General features: G+C 69.6%; 18 protein-coding genes. 5 read left to right on the top strand and 13 right to left on the bottom strand.

The window, feature by feature from the left end; translation table 11 throughout:
* The first annotated feature begins 59 nt into the window (after positions 1 to 59).
* Complete coding sequence (locus P8934_RS03025) at positions 60 to 830, top strand: transporter substrate-binding domain-containing protein (protein ID WP_133636063.1); 771 nt, start codon at positions 60 to 62, stop codon at positions 828 to 830.
* A 70-nt stretch (positions 831 to 900) separates the two neighbouring features.
* Here P8934_RS03025 and P8934_RS03020 read toward each other — a convergent pair whose 3' ends face one another.
* From P8934_RS03020 to P8934_RS02985, 8 genes are all read right to left on the bottom strand, one after another.
* Positions 901 to 1,641: a GMP synthase gene (locus tag P8934_RS03020; RefSeq protein ID WP_278032866.1), complete on the bottom strand. Its 741-nt coding sequence runs from the start codon at positions 1,639 to 1,641 to the stop codon at positions 901 to 903.
* Between the two features lie 64 nt (positions 1,642 to 1,705).
* A complete protein-coding gene (locus P8934_RS03015; RefSeq protein WP_278032865.1) occupies positions 1,706 to 2,887 on the bottom strand; it encodes an iron-containing alcohol dehydrogenase in 1,182 nt (393 codons plus the stop codon).
* Positions 2,888 to 2,901: 14 nt separating this feature from the next.
* Complete coding sequence (locus P8934_RS03010) at positions 2,902 to 4,287, bottom strand: aldehyde dehydrogenase family protein (protein ID WP_278032864.1); 1,386 nt, start codon at positions 4,285 to 4,287, stop codon at positions 2,902 to 2,904.
* A gap of 191 nt (positions 4,288 to 4,478) precedes the next feature.
* Positions 4,479 to 5,858 carry a glutamine synthetase gene (locus P8934_RS03005; RefSeq protein ID WP_278032863.1) on the bottom strand — a complete coding sequence of 460 codons (1,380 nt, stop codon included), beginning with the start codon at positions 5,856 to 5,858 and terminating at the stop codon, positions 4,479 to 4,481.
* Positions 5,859 to 5,951: 93 nt separating this feature from the next.
* Positions 5,952 to 7,007 (bottom strand): TRAP transporter substrate-binding protein, encoded by a 1,056-nt coding sequence (locus P8934_RS03000; RefSeq protein ID WP_278032862.1) that lies wholly within the window; start codon positions 7,005 to 7,007, stop codon positions 5,952 to 5,954.
* Between the two features lie 84 nt (positions 7,008 to 7,091).
* Complete coding sequence (locus tag P8934_RS02995) at positions 7,092 to 8,414, bottom strand: TRAP transporter large permease subunit (RefSeq protein ID WP_278032861.1); 1,323 nt, start codon at positions 8,412 to 8,414, stop codon at positions 7,092 to 7,094.
* The gene (locus P8934_RS02990) at positions 8,411 to 8,923 is read right to left on the bottom strand and encodes a TRAP transporter small permease subunit (RefSeq protein ID WP_278032860.1); all 513 of its coding nucleotides are present in this window, start codon (positions 8,921 to 8,923) and stop codon (positions 8,411 to 8,413) included. Before P8934_RS02990 ends, P8934_RS02995 begins: the two co-directional genes overlap by 4 nt.
* A gap of 169 nt (positions 8,924 to 9,092) precedes the next feature.
* Positions 9,093 to 10,052 carry a LysR family transcriptional regulator gene (locus tag P8934_RS02985; protein ID WP_278032859.1) on the bottom strand — a complete coding sequence of 320 codons (960 nt, stop codon included), beginning with the start codon at positions 10,050 to 10,052 and terminating at the stop codon, positions 9,093 to 9,095.
* A gap of 101 nt (positions 10,053 to 10,153) precedes the next feature.
* Between P8934_RS02985 and P8934_RS02980 the strand changes: the two genes are divergently transcribed.
* On the top strand, positions 10,154 to 10,978 hold the full coding sequence (locus tag P8934_RS02980) for a TraX family protein (protein ID WP_278032858.1): 825 nt from the start codon (positions 10,154 to 10,156) through the stop codon (positions 10,976 to 10,978).
* Positions 10,979 to 11,006: 28 nt separating this feature from the next.
* Here the strand turns inward: P8934_RS02980 and P8934_RS02975 are convergent, their stop codons facing one another.
* From P8934_RS02975 to P8934_RS02965, 3 genes are all read right to left on the bottom strand, one after another.
* Positions 11,007 to 12,209: a cation:proton antiporter gene (locus P8934_RS02975; protein WP_278032857.1), complete on the bottom strand. Its 1,203-nt coding sequence runs from the start codon at positions 12,207 to 12,209 to the stop codon at positions 11,007 to 11,009.
* Between the two features lie 67 nt (positions 12,210 to 12,276).
* Positions 12,277 to 12,630, bottom strand: a complete 354-nt coding sequence (locus tag P8934_RS02970; protein ID WP_278032856.1) for a cytochrome b5-like heme/steroid binding domain-containing protein — start codon at positions 12,628 to 12,630, stop codon at positions 12,277 to 12,279.
* Positions 12,627 to 13,919 (bottom strand): ferric reductase-like transmembrane domain-containing protein, encoded by a 1,293-nt coding sequence (locus P8934_RS02965; RefSeq protein ID WP_278032855.1) that lies wholly within the window; start codon positions 13,917 to 13,919, stop codon positions 12,627 to 12,629. The genes P8934_RS02970 and P8934_RS02965 overlap by 4 nt, the downstream gene beginning before the upstream one ends.
* Positions 13,920 to 14,168: 249 nt before the next feature.
* Between P8934_RS02965 and P8934_RS02960 the strand changes: the two genes are divergently transcribed.
* Both P8934_RS02960 and P8934_RS02955 read left to right on the top strand, forming a co-directional pair.
* Entirely contained in the window at positions 14,169 to 15,608 is a 1,440-nt protein-coding gene (locus P8934_RS02960; protein WP_278032854.1) for an ethylbenzene dehydrogenase-related protein, read from the top strand.
* The gene (locus P8934_RS02955) at positions 15,605 to 16,156 is read left to right on the top strand and encodes a DUF2231 domain-containing protein (protein ID WP_278032853.1); all 552 of its coding nucleotides are present in this window, start codon (positions 15,605 to 15,607) and stop codon (positions 16,154 to 16,156) included. Before P8934_RS02960 ends, P8934_RS02955 begins: the two co-directional genes overlap by 4 nt.
* Positions 16,157 to 16,254: 98 nt before the next feature.
* Here the strand turns inward: P8934_RS02955 and P8934_RS02950 are convergent, their stop codons facing one another.
* Together P8934_RS02950 and purE are read right to left on the bottom strand one after the other, a co-directional pair.
* A complete protein-coding gene (locus P8934_RS02950; RefSeq protein ID WP_278032852.1) occupies positions 16,255 to 17,367 on the bottom strand; it encodes a 5-(carboxyamino)imidazole ribonucleotide synthase in 1,113 nt (370 codons plus the stop codon).
* A gap of 10 nt (positions 17,368 to 17,377) precedes the next feature.
* A complete protein-coding gene (gene purE, locus P8934_RS02945) occupies positions 17,378 to 17,887 on the bottom strand; it encodes a 5-(carboxyamino)imidazole ribonucleotide mutase (protein ID WP_278032851.1) in 510 nt (169 codons plus the stop codon).
* A gap of 223 nt (positions 17,888 to 18,110) precedes the next feature.
* Between purE and P8934_RS02940 the strand changes: the two genes are divergently transcribed.
* A complete protein-coding gene (locus P8934_RS02940) occupies positions 18,111 to 18,611 on the top strand; it encodes a hypothetical protein (RefSeq protein ID WP_278032850.1) in 501 nt (166 codons plus the stop codon).
* The last annotated feature ends 28 nt before the right edge of the window (positions 18,612 to 18,639 follow it).

Below are 18,639 nucleotides of genomic sequence, written 5' to 3'. Positions count from 1 at the left end.
CTATCGTGGTCACGTCGTCACCCACGAGGTGAAACCACCAACAACACGGGAAGACACCCATGAAGCTACACAAGATCCTGAGCCTCGGCGTGTTCGGCGCCGCCCTGGTCGCCGGCAGCGCCAGTGCCGAGGTCCGCGACATCCGCATCGGCGTCGACGTGCCCTACGAGCCCATGGAGTACCGCACCCCCGATGGCGAGCTGACCGGCTTCGACATCGACCTGGGCAACGCCCTGTGCGCCGAGATCGGCATCCAGTGCGAGTGGGTCGTGCAGGGCTGGGACGGCATCATCCCCGGCCTCCAGGCGCGCAAGTACGACGCCATCATGTCCTCGATGACCATCAACGAGCAGCGCCGTGAGCAGGTGCTGTTCTCCGATCCCTACATCACCCCGCCGTCGGCCTGGTTCGCCCCCGGCGATGTCGAGATCGGTACCCCATCCGAGGAGACCCTCGATGGCCTGACCCTCGGCGTGCAGCGCGGCACCCTGCAGGACAACTACGTGACCGACCTGTATGGCGACGTGGCCGACGTCAACCGCTACGCCACCGCCGACGACATGGTGCTGGACATGGATTCCGGCCGCCTCGATGCGGTGTTCCTCGACTTCCCGATCGGCAAGTCCACCCTGCTCGACAGCGAGGCCGGCGACTACAAGGTGGTGGGCAAGAAGATCACCGAGCCCAAGGAGTACTTCGGCGAGGGCTTCGGCATCGCCTTCCGCCAGCGTGACAAGGAGCTGGCCGAGGCCTTCAACGCGGCCCTGGCGACGCTGAAGGAGAACGGCACCTACGACGAGATCCACGAGAGGTACTTCGGCGCGGACTGACCCAGCGGTCAACCAACAGCCGACACGACCGGGGCCCCAGCGGCCCCGGTCCTGCGTTCGGCCCCGGCCGTCAGGACGGGGCCCGGGAAGCGCTCCCGCGCCGCTCGATGGCCCGGCGCATGAAGGCCAGGATCCAGCGCACCATCAGGGTGTCGTCCACCGGCGCCGAGAGCGATGCCTCGCCCTCGCGCACCCGGTGGTGGCCGACCAGGTCGGCGCGCAGCGCCATCAAGTCCCGGGAGTAGGCCGGAGTGAACTCGGGATGGCCCTGCACGCCGAGGAAGTGCTCGCCGACCTGCATCAGGTAGGCCGGGCAGAAGTCGCTGCCGCCCAGCACCCGGGCGCCCTCCGGCAGCCGTTCCACCTGGTCCTGGTGGCTCACCAGCAGGTCGAGTCCCGGCTGCCAGGGCGTCATCCAGTCGGCCCGCTCGGTGACCCGGTTGAACGACAGGCCCACGCCCCAGCCCCTGGTGCTCTTCGCCACCTCGCCGCCCAGCGCCCTGGCCATCAGCTGGTGGCCGAAGCAGATCCCCACCAGCGGCTTGCCCCCCACCCAGAGGGCGCGCACGAAGGCCTCGAGCGCGGCGATCCAGGGCAGCTCGTCGTTGACCCCGAACTTCGATCCCGTGGTCAGCCAGGCATCCACCGCCTCGACGTCGTCGGGGATCTCGCCGTCCAGGCAGCGCCACACCCTGAACCTCAGGCTCGGGTCGACACGATGGAACAGCGCCTCGAACATCTCGGGATAGTTGCCGTGGCGGCCGCGCAGCTCCGGCGCCACGTCGTCACACTGCAGCAGTCCGATCACCATGCCCTGCCCTCCCCGTATCATCTCACCCCTCCCCCTGCCGAGCGCCCGGCACCGCCCGCTGCGCTCAGAGCCGGCCCTCCACGGCCGCCACGAAGAGGTCGCGATACTCGTCGGCCGTGAAGGCGACGGGGTTGGTCCCCGAGGAGGGGTCTTCCACCGCCATGCGTCCCACCCGGTCGGCACGCCCGGTGTCGATGCCCAGCTCGGCCAGGGTGTGCGGGATGCCGAGCAGCTCGCGCAGGTCCAGCACCCAGTCGATCACGCTGGCCGTCCCGGGCTGGGCCAGGGCGAGGTAGCGTCCCAGACGCACCATGGGCTCGCCGATGGCCCGCTCGTTGGCGCGCAGCACATAGGGCATCAGCACCGCATTGAGCGTGCCGTGGTGGGCGTCATGCAGCGCCCCGAGGGGGTGGGCCAGGGCATGCATGGCGCCCAGGCCGCGCTGGAAGGCGGTGGCGCCCATGCTCGAGGCCACCAGCATGTTCATGCGCGCCTCCAGGTCCCCGCCGTCGGCGAAGGCCCGAGGCAGGAAGTCACGCACCCGCCGCACTCCCTCCACGGCGATGCCCTCCGCCATGGGGTGGAACATCGGCGAGCACCAGGCCTCCAGGCAGTGGGAGAGCGCGTCCATGCCGGTGGCCGCGGTGATGGCCGCCGGCAGGCCGACGGTGAGCTCCGGGTCGAGGATGACCCGGTCCGGCACCATGCCGGGATGGAAGATGATCCGCTTGACGTGGGCCGCCTCGTCGGTGATCACCGAGGCGCGCCCCACCTCGGAGCCGGTGCCGGCGGTGGTGGGCACCGCCACACAGGGCACGATGGCCGCGCCGTCGGCATGGGTCCAGTTGTCACCCACGTCCTCCAGCGCCCACAGCGAGAGCCCCTCGCGCTGGCGGGCCATCAGCGCCACGGCCTTGGCGGCATCGAGCCCCGAGCCGCCGCCGAAGGCGATCACCCCGTCGTGGCCGCCGTCATTGAAGGCAGCCACCCCGGCCAGCACGTTGGCACCGGTGGGGTTGCCCTTGATCTCGCTGAACACCCCGATGGCCAGGCCCTCGGCCCGGCCCAGGTCAAGGAGGTCGCGCACCATGGGCAGGCCCGCCAGGCCCGGGTCGGTGACCAGCAGCGGCGCGGTCATGCCGAGCTCCCGGCACAGCCCGGGAAGCTCGCGGATGCGGCCGGGGCCGGTGAGGATGGGGGCCGGGTAGTTCCAGCCCATGCGGTAGTGGTCGGGATCGAAGCTCATGGGGACCTCCGCCGTCAGGCATGCTTGAGATGGAAGGACTTGGGCCGGGTCAGGGTCTCGTAGCCCAGCCGCGACAGCGAGCAGCCGCGACCGGAGCACTTGACGCCCGTCCAGGCCAGTTCCGGGTCCAGGTAGTCACAGCGGTTGGTGAAGACCGTGCCGGCCTCCAGCCGCCGGGCGATGGCCTCGCCGGCGACGAGGTCGCGGGTGAACACCGCCGCGGTCAGGCCGAAGGCACTGTCGTTCATCAGCGCGATGGCCGCCTCGTCGTCGGCCACCGGCATGACGCCCACCACCGGGCCGAAGCTCTCCTCGGTCATCACGCGCATGGTGTGGTCGACCCCGGTCAGCAGCTGGGGCGCCAGGTAGGCGCTGCCCGGCACCGAGAGCGGGTAGTCGCCGGGGTCGATCCAGGCCGTGGCGCCGGCCGCCACCGCCTCCTCCACCTGGCCGCGCACGAAGTCCGCCGCCGCCGGCCTGACCAGCGGGCCGAGGGTCGTCGCCGGGTCGGTGGGGTTGCCGAGCCGGAGCTGCCGCACCCAGGCCACCGCGCGCTCGACGAAGGCGTCGTGGATCGAGGCGTCCACGTAGAGGCGCTCGATCCCGCAGCAGCTCTGCCCCGAGTTGAAGAAGGCCCCGTCCATCACCCCCTCCACCGCGGCGTCGAGATCGGCATCGGCGCGCACGTAGGCCGGATCCTTTCCGCCCAGCTCCAGGCCGGTGGCGATGAAGCGCCCGGCAGCGTTGCGCTCGACCATGGCCCCGCCCGCCACCGAGCCGGTGAAGGCGACGTGGTCGAGCCGCGGGTCACGGATCAGCGCCTCGGTGTCGGCATGGGAAAGGTGCAGGTGCTGGAAGACGCCAGCCGGAAGCCCGGCCTCGTCGCAGGCCTGCTGGAGCCGCTCGGCGCACAGCGGCGTCTGGGCGGAATGCTTGAGGAGCACGCTATTGCCGGCCATGATCGCCGGCACCAGGGCGTTCACCGCGGTCATGTAAGGGTAGTTCCAGGGCGCCACCACCAGCGATACCCCCAGCGGCTCGCGGGTGATGTAGCGCGTGAAGCCGGGCTTTTCTGCCAGCTGGATCGGCGCCAGCGCCTCCTCGGCCAGGGCGATCATGGTCCGCGCCCGCTCCTCGAAGCCGCCCATCTCGCCGGCGGCCGCGGCGATGGGGCGTCCCATCTGCCAGGTCAGCTCCTCCGCCAGGGCGTCGCGGCGGGCCACGAAGGCATCCACCATGCGCGAGCAGAGGCGCGCGCGCTCCTCCAGCGGCACCTCGCGCCAGGCACGCTGTGCCGCCACCGCCCGGTCGAGGGCCGCCTCGATGGCCGCCGCAGAGGCCTGTTCCCGCTCCACGTAGACCGACCCGTCCACCGGCGAAATCGTGCGTTGTATGGCCATGCTCCCCTCCTCGGACAAATGACAGGTCAACCGGTGTCAGCACTCGCGGCTGATCCGTCGACAGGTCTTCGCGGGGGCGCTGTGAATCCCTCCCTGGACGCTACCGATGCCATCCCTGGCATAGGACCCCCGCTACGGCCTGTCCCCGGCGCCGCTCGGCCGCTCGGCGCTCGGCGCTCGGCGCTCGGCTCTCAGATGATTTCGAAATAGCGATCCAGCTCCCAGTCCGTGATATGGCGCCGGAACTGGCGCTCCTCCCACTCGCGGGTCGCCGCGAAGTGCTCGACGAAGTCGTCGCCGAAGAGGTCGCGGGCCGCCGCCGAGCCCCGCAGGCGCTGGGCGGCCTCCCACAGGGTACGGGGCAGCGCCTGGTGCGGCGGATGCTCGCGATCATAGGCGTTGCCCTCGACCGGCGGGTCGGGCTCGAGGCGCTGCTCGATCCCCCAGAGTCCCGAGGCGATGGCCGCGGCCATCGCCAGGTAGGGATTGGCATCGGCGCTGCCCAGGCGGTACTCGACCCGCTGGGAGGCCTCGCTGCCGGGAATCACCCGCAGCGCGGTGGTACGGTTCTCGACGCCCCAGGTGGCATCGGTGGGCGCCCAGAAGCCGGGGATCAGCCGGGTGTAGCTGTTGATGGTGGGGGCCAACATCGCCAGCAGCTCCGGCATCAGGGCCTGCTGACCGGCCACGAAGTGGCGCTGCAGGTCGCTCATCCGGTCCGGCGCCGCCGCATCGAAGAAGGCCGAGGCGTCACTGTCGGCGTGGCGCAGCGACAGGTGGATATGGCCACTCTGGCCAGGATAGTCCGGTGACCACTTGGCCATGAAGGTGGCCATCAGGCCTCGACGCTGGGCCCACACCTTGGTGAAGGTCTTGAACAACGCCCCCTTGTCGGCGGCGGCGAGCGCCTCGTCCACCCCGATGGCCGCCTCGAGCACCCCGGGGCCGGTCTCGGTGTGCAGCCCCTCGATGGGAAAGTCCATGGCCTCGGCCATGGCCAGCAGCTCGTGATAGAGCTCGCCGTGCACCGAGCTCCTGAGCATGGAGTAGCCCATCATGTCGGGGGTGAACGGCCTCAGGTTCCGGAAGCCCTTCTCGCGGACCGATTCCGGCGTCTCCTGGAAGAGGAAGAACTCGTACTCCAGGGCGGCACGGGCGGTGAAGCCCATCGCCTCGGTCCGCGCCAGCACCCGCCTGAGCAGGCCGCGCGGGCAGATCGCCTCGGCGGGCCCCTCGAACTCGGCGAGGAAGAGCAGCATGTCGCCCTCGGCGGGCACCTCGCGACAGCTCTCCGGCACGATCCGCAGCGGCGCATCAGGGTAGCCGGTGTGCCAGCCGGTGAAGCGCACGTTGTCGTAGAGCTCGTCCTTGCTGTCCCAGCCCAGCACCACATCGCAGAAGGCGAATCCCTTCTCCAGGGAGGCGAAGAACTTCTCGCGCCCCATGTACTTGCCGAGCATCACGCCGTCGATGTCAAACATCCCCACCTTGACGTGGCTGAGGCCACGGGCCTCGACGATGCGGCGCGCGTCCTCGGCACTGGCTACCGCTCTTGGCTGCAATCGGCTCATGGCGCCTCCTTATCCTGCCGGGTCCTGTCCCACCGTCGACCGACGGCGAGCCTGCGGGGCGGGCGACGGGCGCCGCACCACCCCGTCCGTTGCTCAGGAGTAGCGGTAAGGAGGACCGGCCTCCTGCATGGTCTGGCGATAGTCCTTGAGGATCTGCACCACTCGGGCGCTGCGCTCGCTCTCCTGGGCGATCTCGTCCCAGAACGCCAGCGCCTCGTCCTCGATGGTCTGCCACTCCGCCTCGGGGATCGAGGTCAGCTCCAGCTTGCCGCCGGTGGTGCGGTAGTGCGCCTCGCCCCACCAGTACCAGTGCTGGCGGTAGTAGTGGGAGCTGTCCATGCACAGCCGGAACAGCGTCTTGAGGTGCTCGGGCAGCTCCTCCCAGCGCTCGGTATTGGCGAAATACGACCCTGCCCAGGCGCCGGAGATGTTGTTGGTCAGGTAGTAGTTGCTGACGTCGGCCCAGCCCACGGTGTAGGCCTCGGTGATGCCGGCCCAGGCGATGCCGTCGAGCTCGCGGGTCTGCATGGCGACCTCGATGTCCTCCCAGGGCAGGGTCACCGGCACCACGCCGAAGCGGCTGAGGAAGCGTCCCGCCGTGGGGAAGGTGAAGACTCGCTTGCCCTCCAGATCCTTGATGCTGCGGATCGGCTCCCGGGTGACGAAGTTGCAGGGATCCCAGGAGCCGGACCCCAGCCAGGTCACGCCCTCCACCTCGCCGTAGGCCTCCTCCCAGATCTCCTTGAGGCCGTAGTGGTGGAACAGCGCCGGCACGTCGAGGCTGTAGCGCGAGGCGAAGGGGAAGTAGCCGCCGAACACCGAGACATCCACCGGGGCGTTGATGGAGTCGTCGTCGCTCTGCACCGCATCGATGGTGCCGCGCTGCATGGCGCGGAACAGCTCGCCGGTGGGCACCAGCTGGTCGGCGTAGTAGAGCTCGATCTCCATCTCGCCGTTGGCGGCCCGGTTGAAGGCATCGATGGAGGGCTTGATGACGTGCTCGGCCAGGGCCGGGCCGGCATAGGTCTGCAGGCGCCAGCGGATGGGGCTGGATTGCGCCTTCACGTAGGGGGCACCGACGGTGGCCGCCCCGACCGTGGCGGCGGTGGCCACCCCGGCCTTCTTGAGGAAATCGCGACGGTTGGTCATGGTTCTTCTCCTGCGATGGTGGTTGTTGTTCGGCAAGGTCATTGCAGTCGCGTGTCGGCACCTCCTTGGGCGCGCTCGCCCGGCTCAATAGCCGCGATAGAGCTGCGGCAGCCACAGCGCCAGCTGCGGGAAGGCGGTGATCAGCGCCAGCCCCAGCAGCATGATGCCCACGAAGGGCCAGACGCTGCGGTAGATGTCCCCCAGCGAGATCTCCGGCGGCGCCATGGCCCGCATCAGGAAGAGGTTGTAGCCGAAGGGTGGGGTCATGTAGGCGATCTGCACGGTGATGGTGTAGAGCACCCCGTACCAGATCGGGTCGAAGCCCAGGCTGATCACCAGCGGCACATAGAGCGGCGCGACGATCACCAGCATGGCGGTATCGTCGAGGAACATGCCGAGCAGGAGGTAGGAGAGCTGCATCATCACCAGTATCTGCCAGGGGCTCATGCCGATGCGGTCGAGGAAGAGCCCCTCGATGGCGCGCACTGCCCCCAGCCCGTCGAACACCGCCCCGAAGCAGAGCGCCGCGAGGATGATCCACATGAACATGCAGCTGATGCCCAGCGTCTTGTGCAGGGTCGCCTCCATCACCTTGCCGTTGAGCCGTCGCTTGGCCAGCGCCGCCAGGGTCGCCGCCAGGGCACCGACGGCCGAGCTCTCCACCAGGCTGGTCACCCCCATCAGGAACAGGCCGGTCATGAAGAAGAAGATCAGCAGGGGCAGGATGCCGGCGCGCAGCAGGCGCAGCTTCTCCGCCAGTGACAGGTTGCGCTCCTCGGCGGGCAGCGCCGGGCCCAGATGGGGCTGGAAGTGGCAGCGCACGACGATGTAGAGCACGAAGAGCCCGGCCAGGATCAGTCCAGGGATGGCCCCCGCCAGCCACAGCTGGCTGACCGGCTGGCGGGCGATCATGCCGTAGAGCACCAGCACCACGCTGGGCGGCACCAGGATGCCCAGGGAGCTGCCCGCCTGGATCACCCCGGTGACCATGGTCTTGTCGTAGCCGCGGCGCAAAAGTTCGGGCAGGGCGATGGTGGCGCCGATGGCCATCCCCGCCACGCTCAGGCCGTTCATCGCCGAGATCACCACCATCAGGCCGATGGTGCCGACCGCCAGCCCCCCCTTCAGCGAACCCATCCAGACGTGGAACATCTCGTAGAGCTCGCCGGCGATGCCCGATTCCGAGAGCATGTAGCCCATGAAGATGAACAGCGGCAGGGTCAGCAGCGGATACCAGTTCATCAGCTGGATCGCCGCCGTGAAGGGCATCTCGATCCCGCCGTCGCCCCACAGCAGCAGCGCCGAGGCGGCCCCGACGAAGCCGATGACGCCGAAGACCCGCTGCCCGGTGAGCAGCAGCAGCATCATGGTCGAGAACATCAGCGCGGCGATGGCCTGGTAGGTCATTCGATGACCTCCCCGCGGATCCGCGCGATGTCCTTGAAGAAGGTCGAGAGGCACTGCAGCAGCATCAGCAGGATGCCGAGGGTCATGATGATCTTGATCGGCGCCAGCGGCGGCGCCCAGGTGGTGTAGCTGGTCTCGCCGTAGCGCAGCGCATAGCCGGTGCTGGAGATGCCGCCGGCCAGCAGGGCCCCGAGGAAGACGAACAGCAGCAGCATGGTCAGGACATCGACCAGGGCCCGGGTGCGGTCCGACCAGCGCGAGTAGAAGAGGTCCATGCGCACGTGGGAGTCGAGCTGCATGGAGTAGGCCCCGCCCAGCAGGTAGTAGGCGGCCATCAGGAACTGGGAGACCTCGATGCCCCACACCAGCGGGCTGTTGAACAGGCTGCGCGAGATGGAGGCATAGAGCAGCAGGCCGATCATCACGAAGATCAGCAGCATGACCAGGCGCCCCACACGACGGTTGAAGGCATCCACCCAGCGCACGTAGAAGACGATGGCTCTCGGCATGATGTTGTCATTGTTCCCGGGCCGACGATGCCTGGAGTCTTGGCAGGCCCGGGAGGAACCGCAAGCAGCATCGGCTTCGACAACGGCTGCACTATCGACAGAACCGATAGTGCATGCCAGGGGTCAGCACCGAGCGCCCTGCGCCGTCAGGGGGCAGCGCCGCGGCGACTCAGCCGTCGAAGCGGATCCCCTCGGCCAGCCAGGGCAGCTCGCGGGTGATCTCGGCCAGGAAGTGGCGCTCGAGGAGGCGACGGCTATCGCTGGCCAGCAGGGCCGGCAGGGCGCCGAGCTCGTCGCGACGTGCGACCAGGGTCAGCTGGCGGGCGAAGGGGGCGGTGGGCAGGGGCGCGACCCTCACCCGCAATCCGGTCAGGCCCGCCTGGTAGAGGCAAAGCGGGGTGGTGATGGTCCAGCCGGCCCCGGCACTGACCAGGCTGAGCAGGGCGAAGGTGTTGTCCAGGTGCAGCCGTGCCGGCAGCTCCAGCTGGTTGAGGCGCAGGTGGCGCTCGATCGCCTGGCCGATCAGCGACTGGGGGGTGTAGCGCATGAAGTCGAGCTGGCGGGCCAGCCAGCGCAGGTTGTCCAGGGGGCCGGGCACCTCCTCGGGCACCACCAGCACGAAGGGCTCGCCGAGCACGGCGTGGCGCTCCAGGCCGTCGTAGTTCTCCAGCCGGTCATCGGAGATGATGATGTCCACATGCCGGGTGAGCAGCGCATGGCCGTGCATGTGCGAGAGCCCGGTGGTGAGGGTGTAGTCCCCCGTGTGGCGGCGGATCACCTCGATCAGCGGCTGGCCGACCGCGGTGGCCAGCGAGTCCACCAGCGCCATGCGCACCTGGTGCAGCCGTCCCGCCGTCCCCGAGAGCAGCTCGCGCCGGGTGGCCCGGGCCTCCTCGAGCATGCGCCGGGCCCGGTCGTGGAACAGCCGCCCGGCGCTGGTGGGCTCCAGCGGCCGGCTATGGCGCTTGAACAGGGCCACTCCCAGGGCATGCTCCAGGTTGGCCAGGCACTGCGACACCGAGGACTGCGTCAGCCCGAGGCGCCGGGCGGCGGCACTCTGGCTGCCCTGCTCCAGGGCCTCGACGAAGATCTCCATGCTGCGCAGGTCGAATCCGAATCCGTTTCGCATCCCGTGCCCTCCCGGCACCTGACTGTCGCCGAATGGCGACCGGGAACTCCTGCCGGCGACCCCGGTCAATCGGTCCGCATCGTCACGCCAGGGAGGTTCCGATGACACCACAAGGAAATGCCACTGCCGATGCCATGGCCCCCGCCACGCCGGGCAGCGCCCGTCCCTCGTCCACCTGGACCGGCTGGGGACAATGGCTGGCCCTGGTCACCATGACCGTCGACCACCTGTCCCGCTATATCGCGCCGGATGCCTGGGACCTGGGCTGGGCCGGCTCCTCCATCGGCCGCATCGCCTTCCCGCTGTTCGCCGCCATGGTCGCCTGGCACGGGCTCTTCAACACCCGCAACCCGCTGCGCTATGCCCGGCGCATCCTGGTGATCGGCCTGGTCGCCCAGTTGCCCTACATGCTGATGCCGCGCGCCTCCGACGCCCTGATCCTCAATATCTGCTTCACCCTCTCGCTGGGCCTGACGGGGGGCGTCTGGCTGCGCGCCCTGCCGTCACGCCTCGCCACTGGCACCCTCGGCCAGCCGAGGCTGGTCGCGGAGGCCGCCGTCGCGCTGGGCGTGTGGGGCGTCGCCGGGCTCTGGGTCGAGTACAGCCACCATGGCCTGCTGATGATCCCCCTCTACATGCTCGCCATGCAATACCTGCACCTGGCCGGCAACGCGCTCGCCGACCGCCTCAAGGCCGCCGCCACGGCGCTGCCGGTGCTGGTCGTCGCCGGCCTGATGAACAGCTCCGACATGGCCAAGTCGTTCACCGTCGCCACCTGCCTGGCGGCCCTGCTGCTGGCTGCCGGGGCCCACCGCCTGGCCCCCGCGGTGCCCACGGCCATGCCGCGTCGACTGTGGCTCGCCTGGTACCCGGGCCACTTCGCGGCGATGGCGCTGTGGCTGTGGCTTGCCGGCCAGCTCGGCTGATGGGCCGCGGGGAACCAGCCGGCGCCCGTCAGCGGAGCACCCGCCTGACCAGCAGCGGCCCGAGGATCTCGAAGACCACGGTCGAGGCCACCACCGCCGAGAGCAGCACCGGGCCATGCTCGGGAAAGCGTTCGGCGGCAAGCAGCGCCATGCCCATCGCCACCCCGGCCTGGGGGGTCAGCGCCAGGCCGAGGTTTGCCGGCAGTTCGGCCTGGCGCTGCCGGGCGAGTCGCACGCCGAGCATGCCGCCCAGGTAGCGCCCCGCCAGGCGCAGCAGGATGTAGGCCAGGGTCAGGCCGAGCGCCTCGTCCAGGCGGTAGAGGTCGATGCTCGCGCCCGAGAGCACGAAGAAGAACACCAGGAAGGGCCACTCGATGTGCTCGATCTCGTTGAACGAGCGGGTGTGGTGGCGGGAGAGGTTGGCCACCAGGGTCCCGGCGAGCATGGCCGCCAGCAGTGACGAGACCCCCAGCCAGGCCGAGGTCCCGGCCAGCAGCAGGATCAGCGCGACGGCCTCGACCTGGGTCGGCTCCCCCCGGCGCAGCCGGCCGGTCAGCCAGGCGGCCGGCAGCCCGATCGCGGTGCCCAGCAGTATCGCCCCGCCCAGCTCCCAGACCGCATGCAGCAGGGCCATGCCGCCATCTCCCGAGAGCCACCAGCCGAGCAGCGCCATGGCCAGGCCGAAGGCCAGGACGCCCCAGCCATCGTCGATGGCGACGATCCCCAGCAGCAGCCGGGCGCGCAGCCGGCTGTCACCACTCTCATGGATCGTCTCGCTGACCGCCGCCGGGTCGGTGGCCACGGAGATGGCCGCCAGCGACACCGCCACCGCCAGCGGGAATCCCAGTGCCAGCAGGCCGAGGCCGACGGACAGCACCCCGGCCAGGATCACCGACATGGAGACCATCAGGATCAGCGGACCGGTGCTGCGCAGCCGATCCAGGGTCAGCTCGCCGCCGAGCAGGAAGGCCACCATCACCAGTGCCACTTGGATCAGCGGTTCGGCCAGGCCATCCAGCGGCCGGGCACCGGGCTGGTCCAGGCCCCACTGCTGGATGAACGCCACCCCCACGCCCACCATCACCAGCAGCGAGATACGCGGCAGGCAGGTCCGGCTGGCCACCACGTCAGCCAGGATGCTGGTGGAGAGGATCACCCCCAGCAGCATCAGGCTGTTCGCGGCAAAGCTCGGGGCGACGGGCAGCCAGGCGAGTGTGTCAGGGAGCGTCACGGTGTCGTTTCCTTGATCGCGCGGGGCAGGTTGTCGAGCGTCCAGCCTAGCATGGCGACGCAACCGCCTAGTCGACCAGCCGGCCGATCCGGAAGCGCTCCAGCATGCCCTCGGCAAAGCTGCTGTGGGGCCGACCGGGGCGCTTGTTCTCCCAGGCCTCGCTGGCATCGCGGCCGCACCACTCGAGCATCACCGCCGCGGGGGTCGGATGGTCGGGAATGAAGCCGGTGACGTCATAGACCGTGCCATGGATGGCCTTCCAGCAGCTCTCGGCGCTGTCGTGGTGGGCCAGCTCCTCGCGGGTGATGGCGTCCGGGTCGCCGGGCACCGTCGCGTCCGGCGAGGAGAGCGCATGGATCGAGACCAGGGTCAGCACGCTGGAGAGAAAGGCGACGAAGGCAGTGTAGGCGACGGTGTTCACAGGAAATCGAGGACCTCGCTATGGATGCGTGAGCGTGGCACCCCCTGGCCGGCGAGCAGCCGCCTCAGGTGGGCGTTCATGGCCGGCGGGCCACAGAGGTGGATCTCCCGCTCGGCGACGTCGGGGCAGTGCGCGGCGAGGAAGGCCGCATCCAGGGCACCCCGCTCGAGGTAGTAGTGCGCCACCACCGAGAAGCCCGCCAGCCGCTCGGCAATTGCCTCGAGCTCCTCCAGGTAATAGGCCCGCTCCGGGCGGTTGGCCAGGTAGATCAGCAGCACCTGCCCCTCCACCGCCCCACGGGCCAGCAGGTCGCGGGCCCCGCCGATGAAGGGCGTGATGCCGATGCCCCCGCCGAGCCAGAGCCGGTGGCGCCCTGTGGGGTGGCGGCCGAAGAAGTCACCGTAGGGGCCCTCGACCTGCACCAGCGAGCCCGGCGTCACCGACTGCAGGGCATGGCTGGCATCGCCCAGGTCCTTGATGCCGATGCGCAGGCGCTCATCGGCCGGGGCCGAGGCAAGGGTATAGGGATGCTCCTCGCCGCGGCCGGCCGCCAGGGTCTCGTCCAGCGGGGCCAGGTAGACGAACTGCCCTGGCTCGTGAACCAGCCGCCGCCCCTCAGGGGCGAGCACCAGCTCCACCACCCCGCGGGCGAGGGGCTCCACCGACTCGATGCGATAGGCCAGCCGCGCCCGATGCGAGCCCAGCTTGCGCCAGGCGATGGCCGCCAGGCCGGCCAGCCCCAGCAGCCACCAGGGCCAGGCCTCCCCCGCCAGCGGCAGGGCGTGGGCCAGGGCCAGCAGCAGGGCCGCGGCCGACACCAGGTGAAGACGCTTCCAGGTCTGGTAGCGGGGCCGGCCGAAGAAGCCGAAGGTGGGGGCGAGGAACAGCAGCATCGCCAGCCAGGCCAGCCAGCCGAACCAGACGGGGCCTCGGGACAAGGGCGGGAAGAGCACGTCCACCGCCACCGGCACTCCCAGCGGCACCGCCGCCAGTGCCAGCGCCAGGGCGTGGGCCATCAGCAGCACGAAGGCGCCGAAGCCCAGGGCGTGGTGCAGGCGCCAGAGGCGGGCCAGTCCTCCGAAGGGACGGTCCCAGCCCGGCACCCGGATGCTGGTCGCCCCCGCCAGCAGCAGCATCGCGAGCCCAAGGATCCCCGTGGCATGGCCGGCCCAGGCCAGCCAGTCGCCGGCACCGGTGGCCGGCCAGCCCAACCGCGGCAGGGCCACCCCCAGCGGCAGCAGCACGGCCACCGCCAGGGCGAGATCGCCCGCTCTTGGATGGTGTCGCATCTTCCCTCCCCTGCCCCGGTGTCGTCCTCCCATTGTTCTCCTGACGGTGCCGGGATCAATGGAAAGCCTCTCAAGTCGACGCTTCCTTGATCCTGGTCAGCCGGGGCAGGCCAGATACGCCGAAGGCCCCGCCATCCACGGATGTGGCGCCTTGTCGCACCCGGCTTGACCTGTGTCACACGAAGTCACGAGCCAGGGTCCACACTGAAGGTCCGACACATCACCTTACTCCCTGATCCAGGAGATCACATGGCACGTCAAGACAAGGGCATCACCCCCTGGCTGGTCCTGGGGCTACCTGTCGCGCTGGGCCTCGCCTGGGTCACCCAGGGAACCGGGGTGGTCGAGGACGCCCCGGAGCGCAATATCTCGATCCCCGATGAGCTGACCATGCCGCTGCAGGTCCAGGCCGCCTATAACGCGGAGCAGATCTACTTCCGCTACCGCTGGCCCGCCGAGCAGGCCCATGTCTACCACGACATGCTGCGCTACACGGATGGGGAGTGGGTCCGCCACGGCAGCTCCCGGCCGGGTCCCGACCCTGACGGCACCTATGAGGACAGGGTCGCCATGCTGGTGGACGACGGCGGCGTCCCGGAGTTCGGGCGTTACGGCGGTTACATCACCGTGGGTGACCGGATGCGCTTCTTCAGCGACTCGGCCAGCCCGGCCGAGGTCTCGGAGCACCCCCACCTCGGGCAGCAGTTGGGGCAAAGCGATGTCCGCAAGTACCTGCCCGCCACCCGCACCGACCAGAATGACTGGCGCAGCGTCGCGGATGCCGACGTCCTCGCCGCCCAGCGCGAGGCCGGCTATTTCCTCGACCTCTGGCACTGGCGTGCCGGGCGCTCCAACCCCATCGGCGCCTCGGACGACCAGTGGGTCGGTGAATACCGCAACAGCGATGCCGGCTCCGGGCCCTATACCACCAACTGGGATGGCGACAACGACCAGCCTCTCTGGATGCTCGACCCCGAGCAGACCGGCCAGCGCGCCCTGCGCTGGGAGGACGTGGTATCCGGCGACGTCGACTTCGACGGCCTCTACTACCTGTCGGAACAGAACCGGACCGACTTCGACCCCGACCACGACTGGCAGGAGGGCGACGTCATCCCTCGCCGCCTGCTGCGCCAGCCCGAGGGGTCGCGGGGCAGCATCGCCGTGCACGGCCAGGCACGCTGGGAGGACGGCCACTGGGACGTGACCCTGGTCCGCGACCTGGACACCGGCAACCCGCTGGATGACAAGATCCTCGCCGAGCAGGGAATCTACGACATCGGCATCGCCGTCTACCGCAACGCTACCGGCAGCCGTTGGCACTATGTCTCCCATCCCTACTCCCTGGGGCTGGGGCGGGAGGCCGACCTCCAGGCCACGCGCTTCTCCGGCAGTTCGCCCACCTGGAGCGATGACTGGTTCGACATGACCCTCTTCTACCCCGGTCAGGTGGACTGGCCGCTGCTGATCAGCCGCGCCCACGCCGGTGCCGAGGACATCGCCGAGGGCACCCCGGTACGCGCGCGCCACAGCGAGGAGCAGCTGGCGCTCTACGGCGTGGAGATGGAGTTCAACGACGCCATCACCTCGCGCTGGTGGATGACCCTCATAGCGGGCCTGATCGCCATGCTCGGCGTGACCCTTGCCCTGCTGCCCGCCTTCCGCATGACTCGCCAAGGAGATCGCTCATGACCGGCATGCACCATATGCTCGTCCACTTCCCGTTGGGCTTCTGGGCACTCGCCACCCTGATGATCCTGGTCGGCGCCCTGCTGCCCGGCCGGATGGCCGAGCTCAGCCGCGCTGCCCTGCTGCCGGTGCTGGTGCTCAGCCTGCTCGGCGCGCTGGCCGCGATCGTCACGGGGTTCCTTATCTGGCCACTGGAGGCCAGCACCCACAGCCCCCTGGCGCGCAACCACATCCTGATGGCGTTCTGGTCGCTGGGTATCTTCGCCATGCTGACCGTGCTGGTCTGGCGGGCCGGCAGTGCGACCTTCGACGGCGCACGGCGCTGGGTACTGGTGCTCCTCGCGTTGATCGGCGGGCTCTTCTTCGCCGCCGCCGGCACCCTGGGGGGCCACCTCGTCGGTGCCCCGACGCTGTTCTCCGATGTCCTCGGCCTGATGGGCTGGGAGGTCTATACCACCTTCTACAGCCCCTTCTGGGTCAGCGCCGTGATGGTGCTGATCGGGGTCGCGTGTGCCCTGGTGGGACTCAGGGGGCGCCGCACGGCCAGCTGATCCCCCACCCTGCCTTGCCCCTTGTTTCATGCAGGCACGATGAAGAAGGCCCCGCATTGGCGGGGCCTTCTTCATGATGGGCGGGAGTTGAGCCCGGCCTACTCGAAGCTGAAGGCGGGCTCGGGGGCCTCGGGCAGCAGGGCGGCGCAGGCCCGCACCCGCTCCAGCAGTGCCTCGTGGGTGGGCGCCAGCAGGTTGACGTGGGCCAGCTTGCGGCCGGGGCGCTCGCTCTTGTCGTAGCGATGCAGGTGGGCATCCGGCAGGGCGAGGATCGCCGCCGGGTCGCCCTCTCGGCCGATCACGTTGACCATGCAGGTGGGCATCCGCGCCGAGGTATCGCCCAGGGGCAGACCCTGGATGGCGCGCAGGTGGTTCTCGAACTGGCTGGTCACCGCGCCGTCGATCGACCAGTGGCCGGAGTTGTGCACCCGGGGCGCCATCTCGTTGGCCAGCAGGCTGCCATCGGCGCACTGGAAGAGCTCCAGGGTCAGCACGCCCACGTAGTCGAGCTCATCGAGCAGGGCGCGGATGTAGCCATCGGCGATCTGCTCGACTCCCTCGTCCAGGTCCGGCAGGGGCGCGATGGAGTAGCGCAGGATGCCGTCCACATGCTGGTTCTCGGCCATGGGATAGAAGGCCACCTCGCCGTCACGACCGCGCACGGCGATGATCGACACCTCGCGCACGAAGTCGACGAAGGCCTCCACGACCAGCCGCGGATGGTTGATCGCGCGCCAGGCGTCATGGGCCTCGCTGGGGTCCTTGAGCACCGCCTGGCCCTTGCCGTCGTAGCCCTCGGTGACCGACTTGGCCACCACCGGACAGCCCAGCTCGCGGGCCGCGGCCTCCAGCTCGTCGGCGTGTTCCACCAGGCGGTAGGCCGGGGTGGGAATGCCCAGGCGGTCGAACAGCGCCTTCTCCTCGGCGCGGTTCTGGCAGACGCGGATCGCCTCGCTGGAGGGATAGACCGGCCGGACCTCCTCGATCGCCTGCACCAGCGAGACCGGCAGGTGCTCGAACTCGTAGGTGACCAGGTCGACCTTCTCCAGGAAGGCCTCGAGGTGCTTGCGGTCGGTATCGATGACCACCTCGCCGATGCCGGCGCTGGGGTGGCCGGTGGTGTCGAGGAAGGTGAAGCGGTTGGCCAGCGGGTAGCCGGCGAGGGCCAGCATGCGGCCGAGCTGGCCGGCACCCAGGACGCCGATATTCATGGTTCTCTCCTCACTCGTCGGGCCGGGGGTCGGGATGGTCGAGCACCGTCCGGGTCTGCTCGGCACGGAACGCCTCCACGGCGGAGCGCACCGTCGCATCCTGCAGGCCGACGATCTGCGCGGCCAGAAGGCCCGCATTGGTGGCGCCGGCCTTGCCGATGGCGAGCGTGCCCACGGCGATGCCGCCGGGCATCTGCACGATGGAGAGCAGGGAGTCCAGGCCCTTGAGCGCCTTGGACTCCACCGGCACGCCGAGCACCGGCAGTGCCGTCTGGGAAGCCACCATGCCCGGCAGGTGGGCCGCCCCGCCGGCACCGGCGATGATCACCGACAGGCCCCGCTCGGCCGCGCCCTTGGCGTAGTCGAAGAGCAGGTCCGGGGTGCGGTGGGCGGAGACCACCCGGGTCTCGCAGGGCACGCCAAGCCGCTCGAGCATCGCCACGGCATGCTCCATCACCGGCCAGTCGGACTTCGACCCCATGATCACGCCGACCTTCGGCGCCTGTGTATCGGACTGCATGGCCTGCTCCTCGGCGACTGCCTACCTGCGGAAAGGAAAGCCGGACATTCTAGCGCTGCGGGCCTGCACCGTCACCTTGACCATTCGGACAATCACTTGCTCCCTCCCTGCTGTCGCCGCATCGAGACACTCGCTTGCATGCTGGATGCGACTTTGCTTGCTAGGGTCATGGTGAGGGGGCAGCAAGGACAAGCCCACCTGGAAACCCTCAAGGAGACTGACCATGAAGCGTTCACTGATCTTCACCACGGCACTGGCCGGCTCGCTGCTGCTCGTCGGCTGCGACTCCGACAGCGAACCGGCCGACCAGGCCACGCAGCAGGAAGAGACGGTCGAACAGGAGGCCCAGCAGGCCGCCGAGTCGGCTGAAGAGACCGCCGAGGAAGCTGCCGAGGCCACCGGCGAGGCCGCCGATGCTGCGGAAGCGGAGGCCGAACAGGCCGCCGACGAGGCCGGCGACGCCCTGGACGAGGCCGCCACCGAGACGGAACAGGCGGCGGAGGAAGCCGGCGACAACCTGGAGGCCGCAGGTGACGAAGCCGTTCAGGAAACCAGCGAGGCCGCCGCGGAAGCTGGCGAGGCCCTGGACGAGGCCGCCGACGAGACGGAACAGGCGATGGAGGAAGCCGACGACGCCCTGGAGGCCGCGGATGACGAGGCTGCCGCAGAGGCCGAAGCCGAGGCCGATGTCGACGCCGAGACCGAAACGTCCACTTCCCAGTAAGCCGACAGGCCGAAATGCGCAGGACCCG

Source organism: Halomonas sp. CKK8 (assembly GCF_029625235.1).
Lineage (GTDB): Bacteria > Pseudomonadota > Gammaproteobacteria > Pseudomonadales > Halomonadaceae > Halomonas > Halomonas ventosae.
The sequence above is the reverse complement of the archived record's forward strand: the minus strand, read 5'-3'. Positions and strand labels throughout refer to the sequence as shown.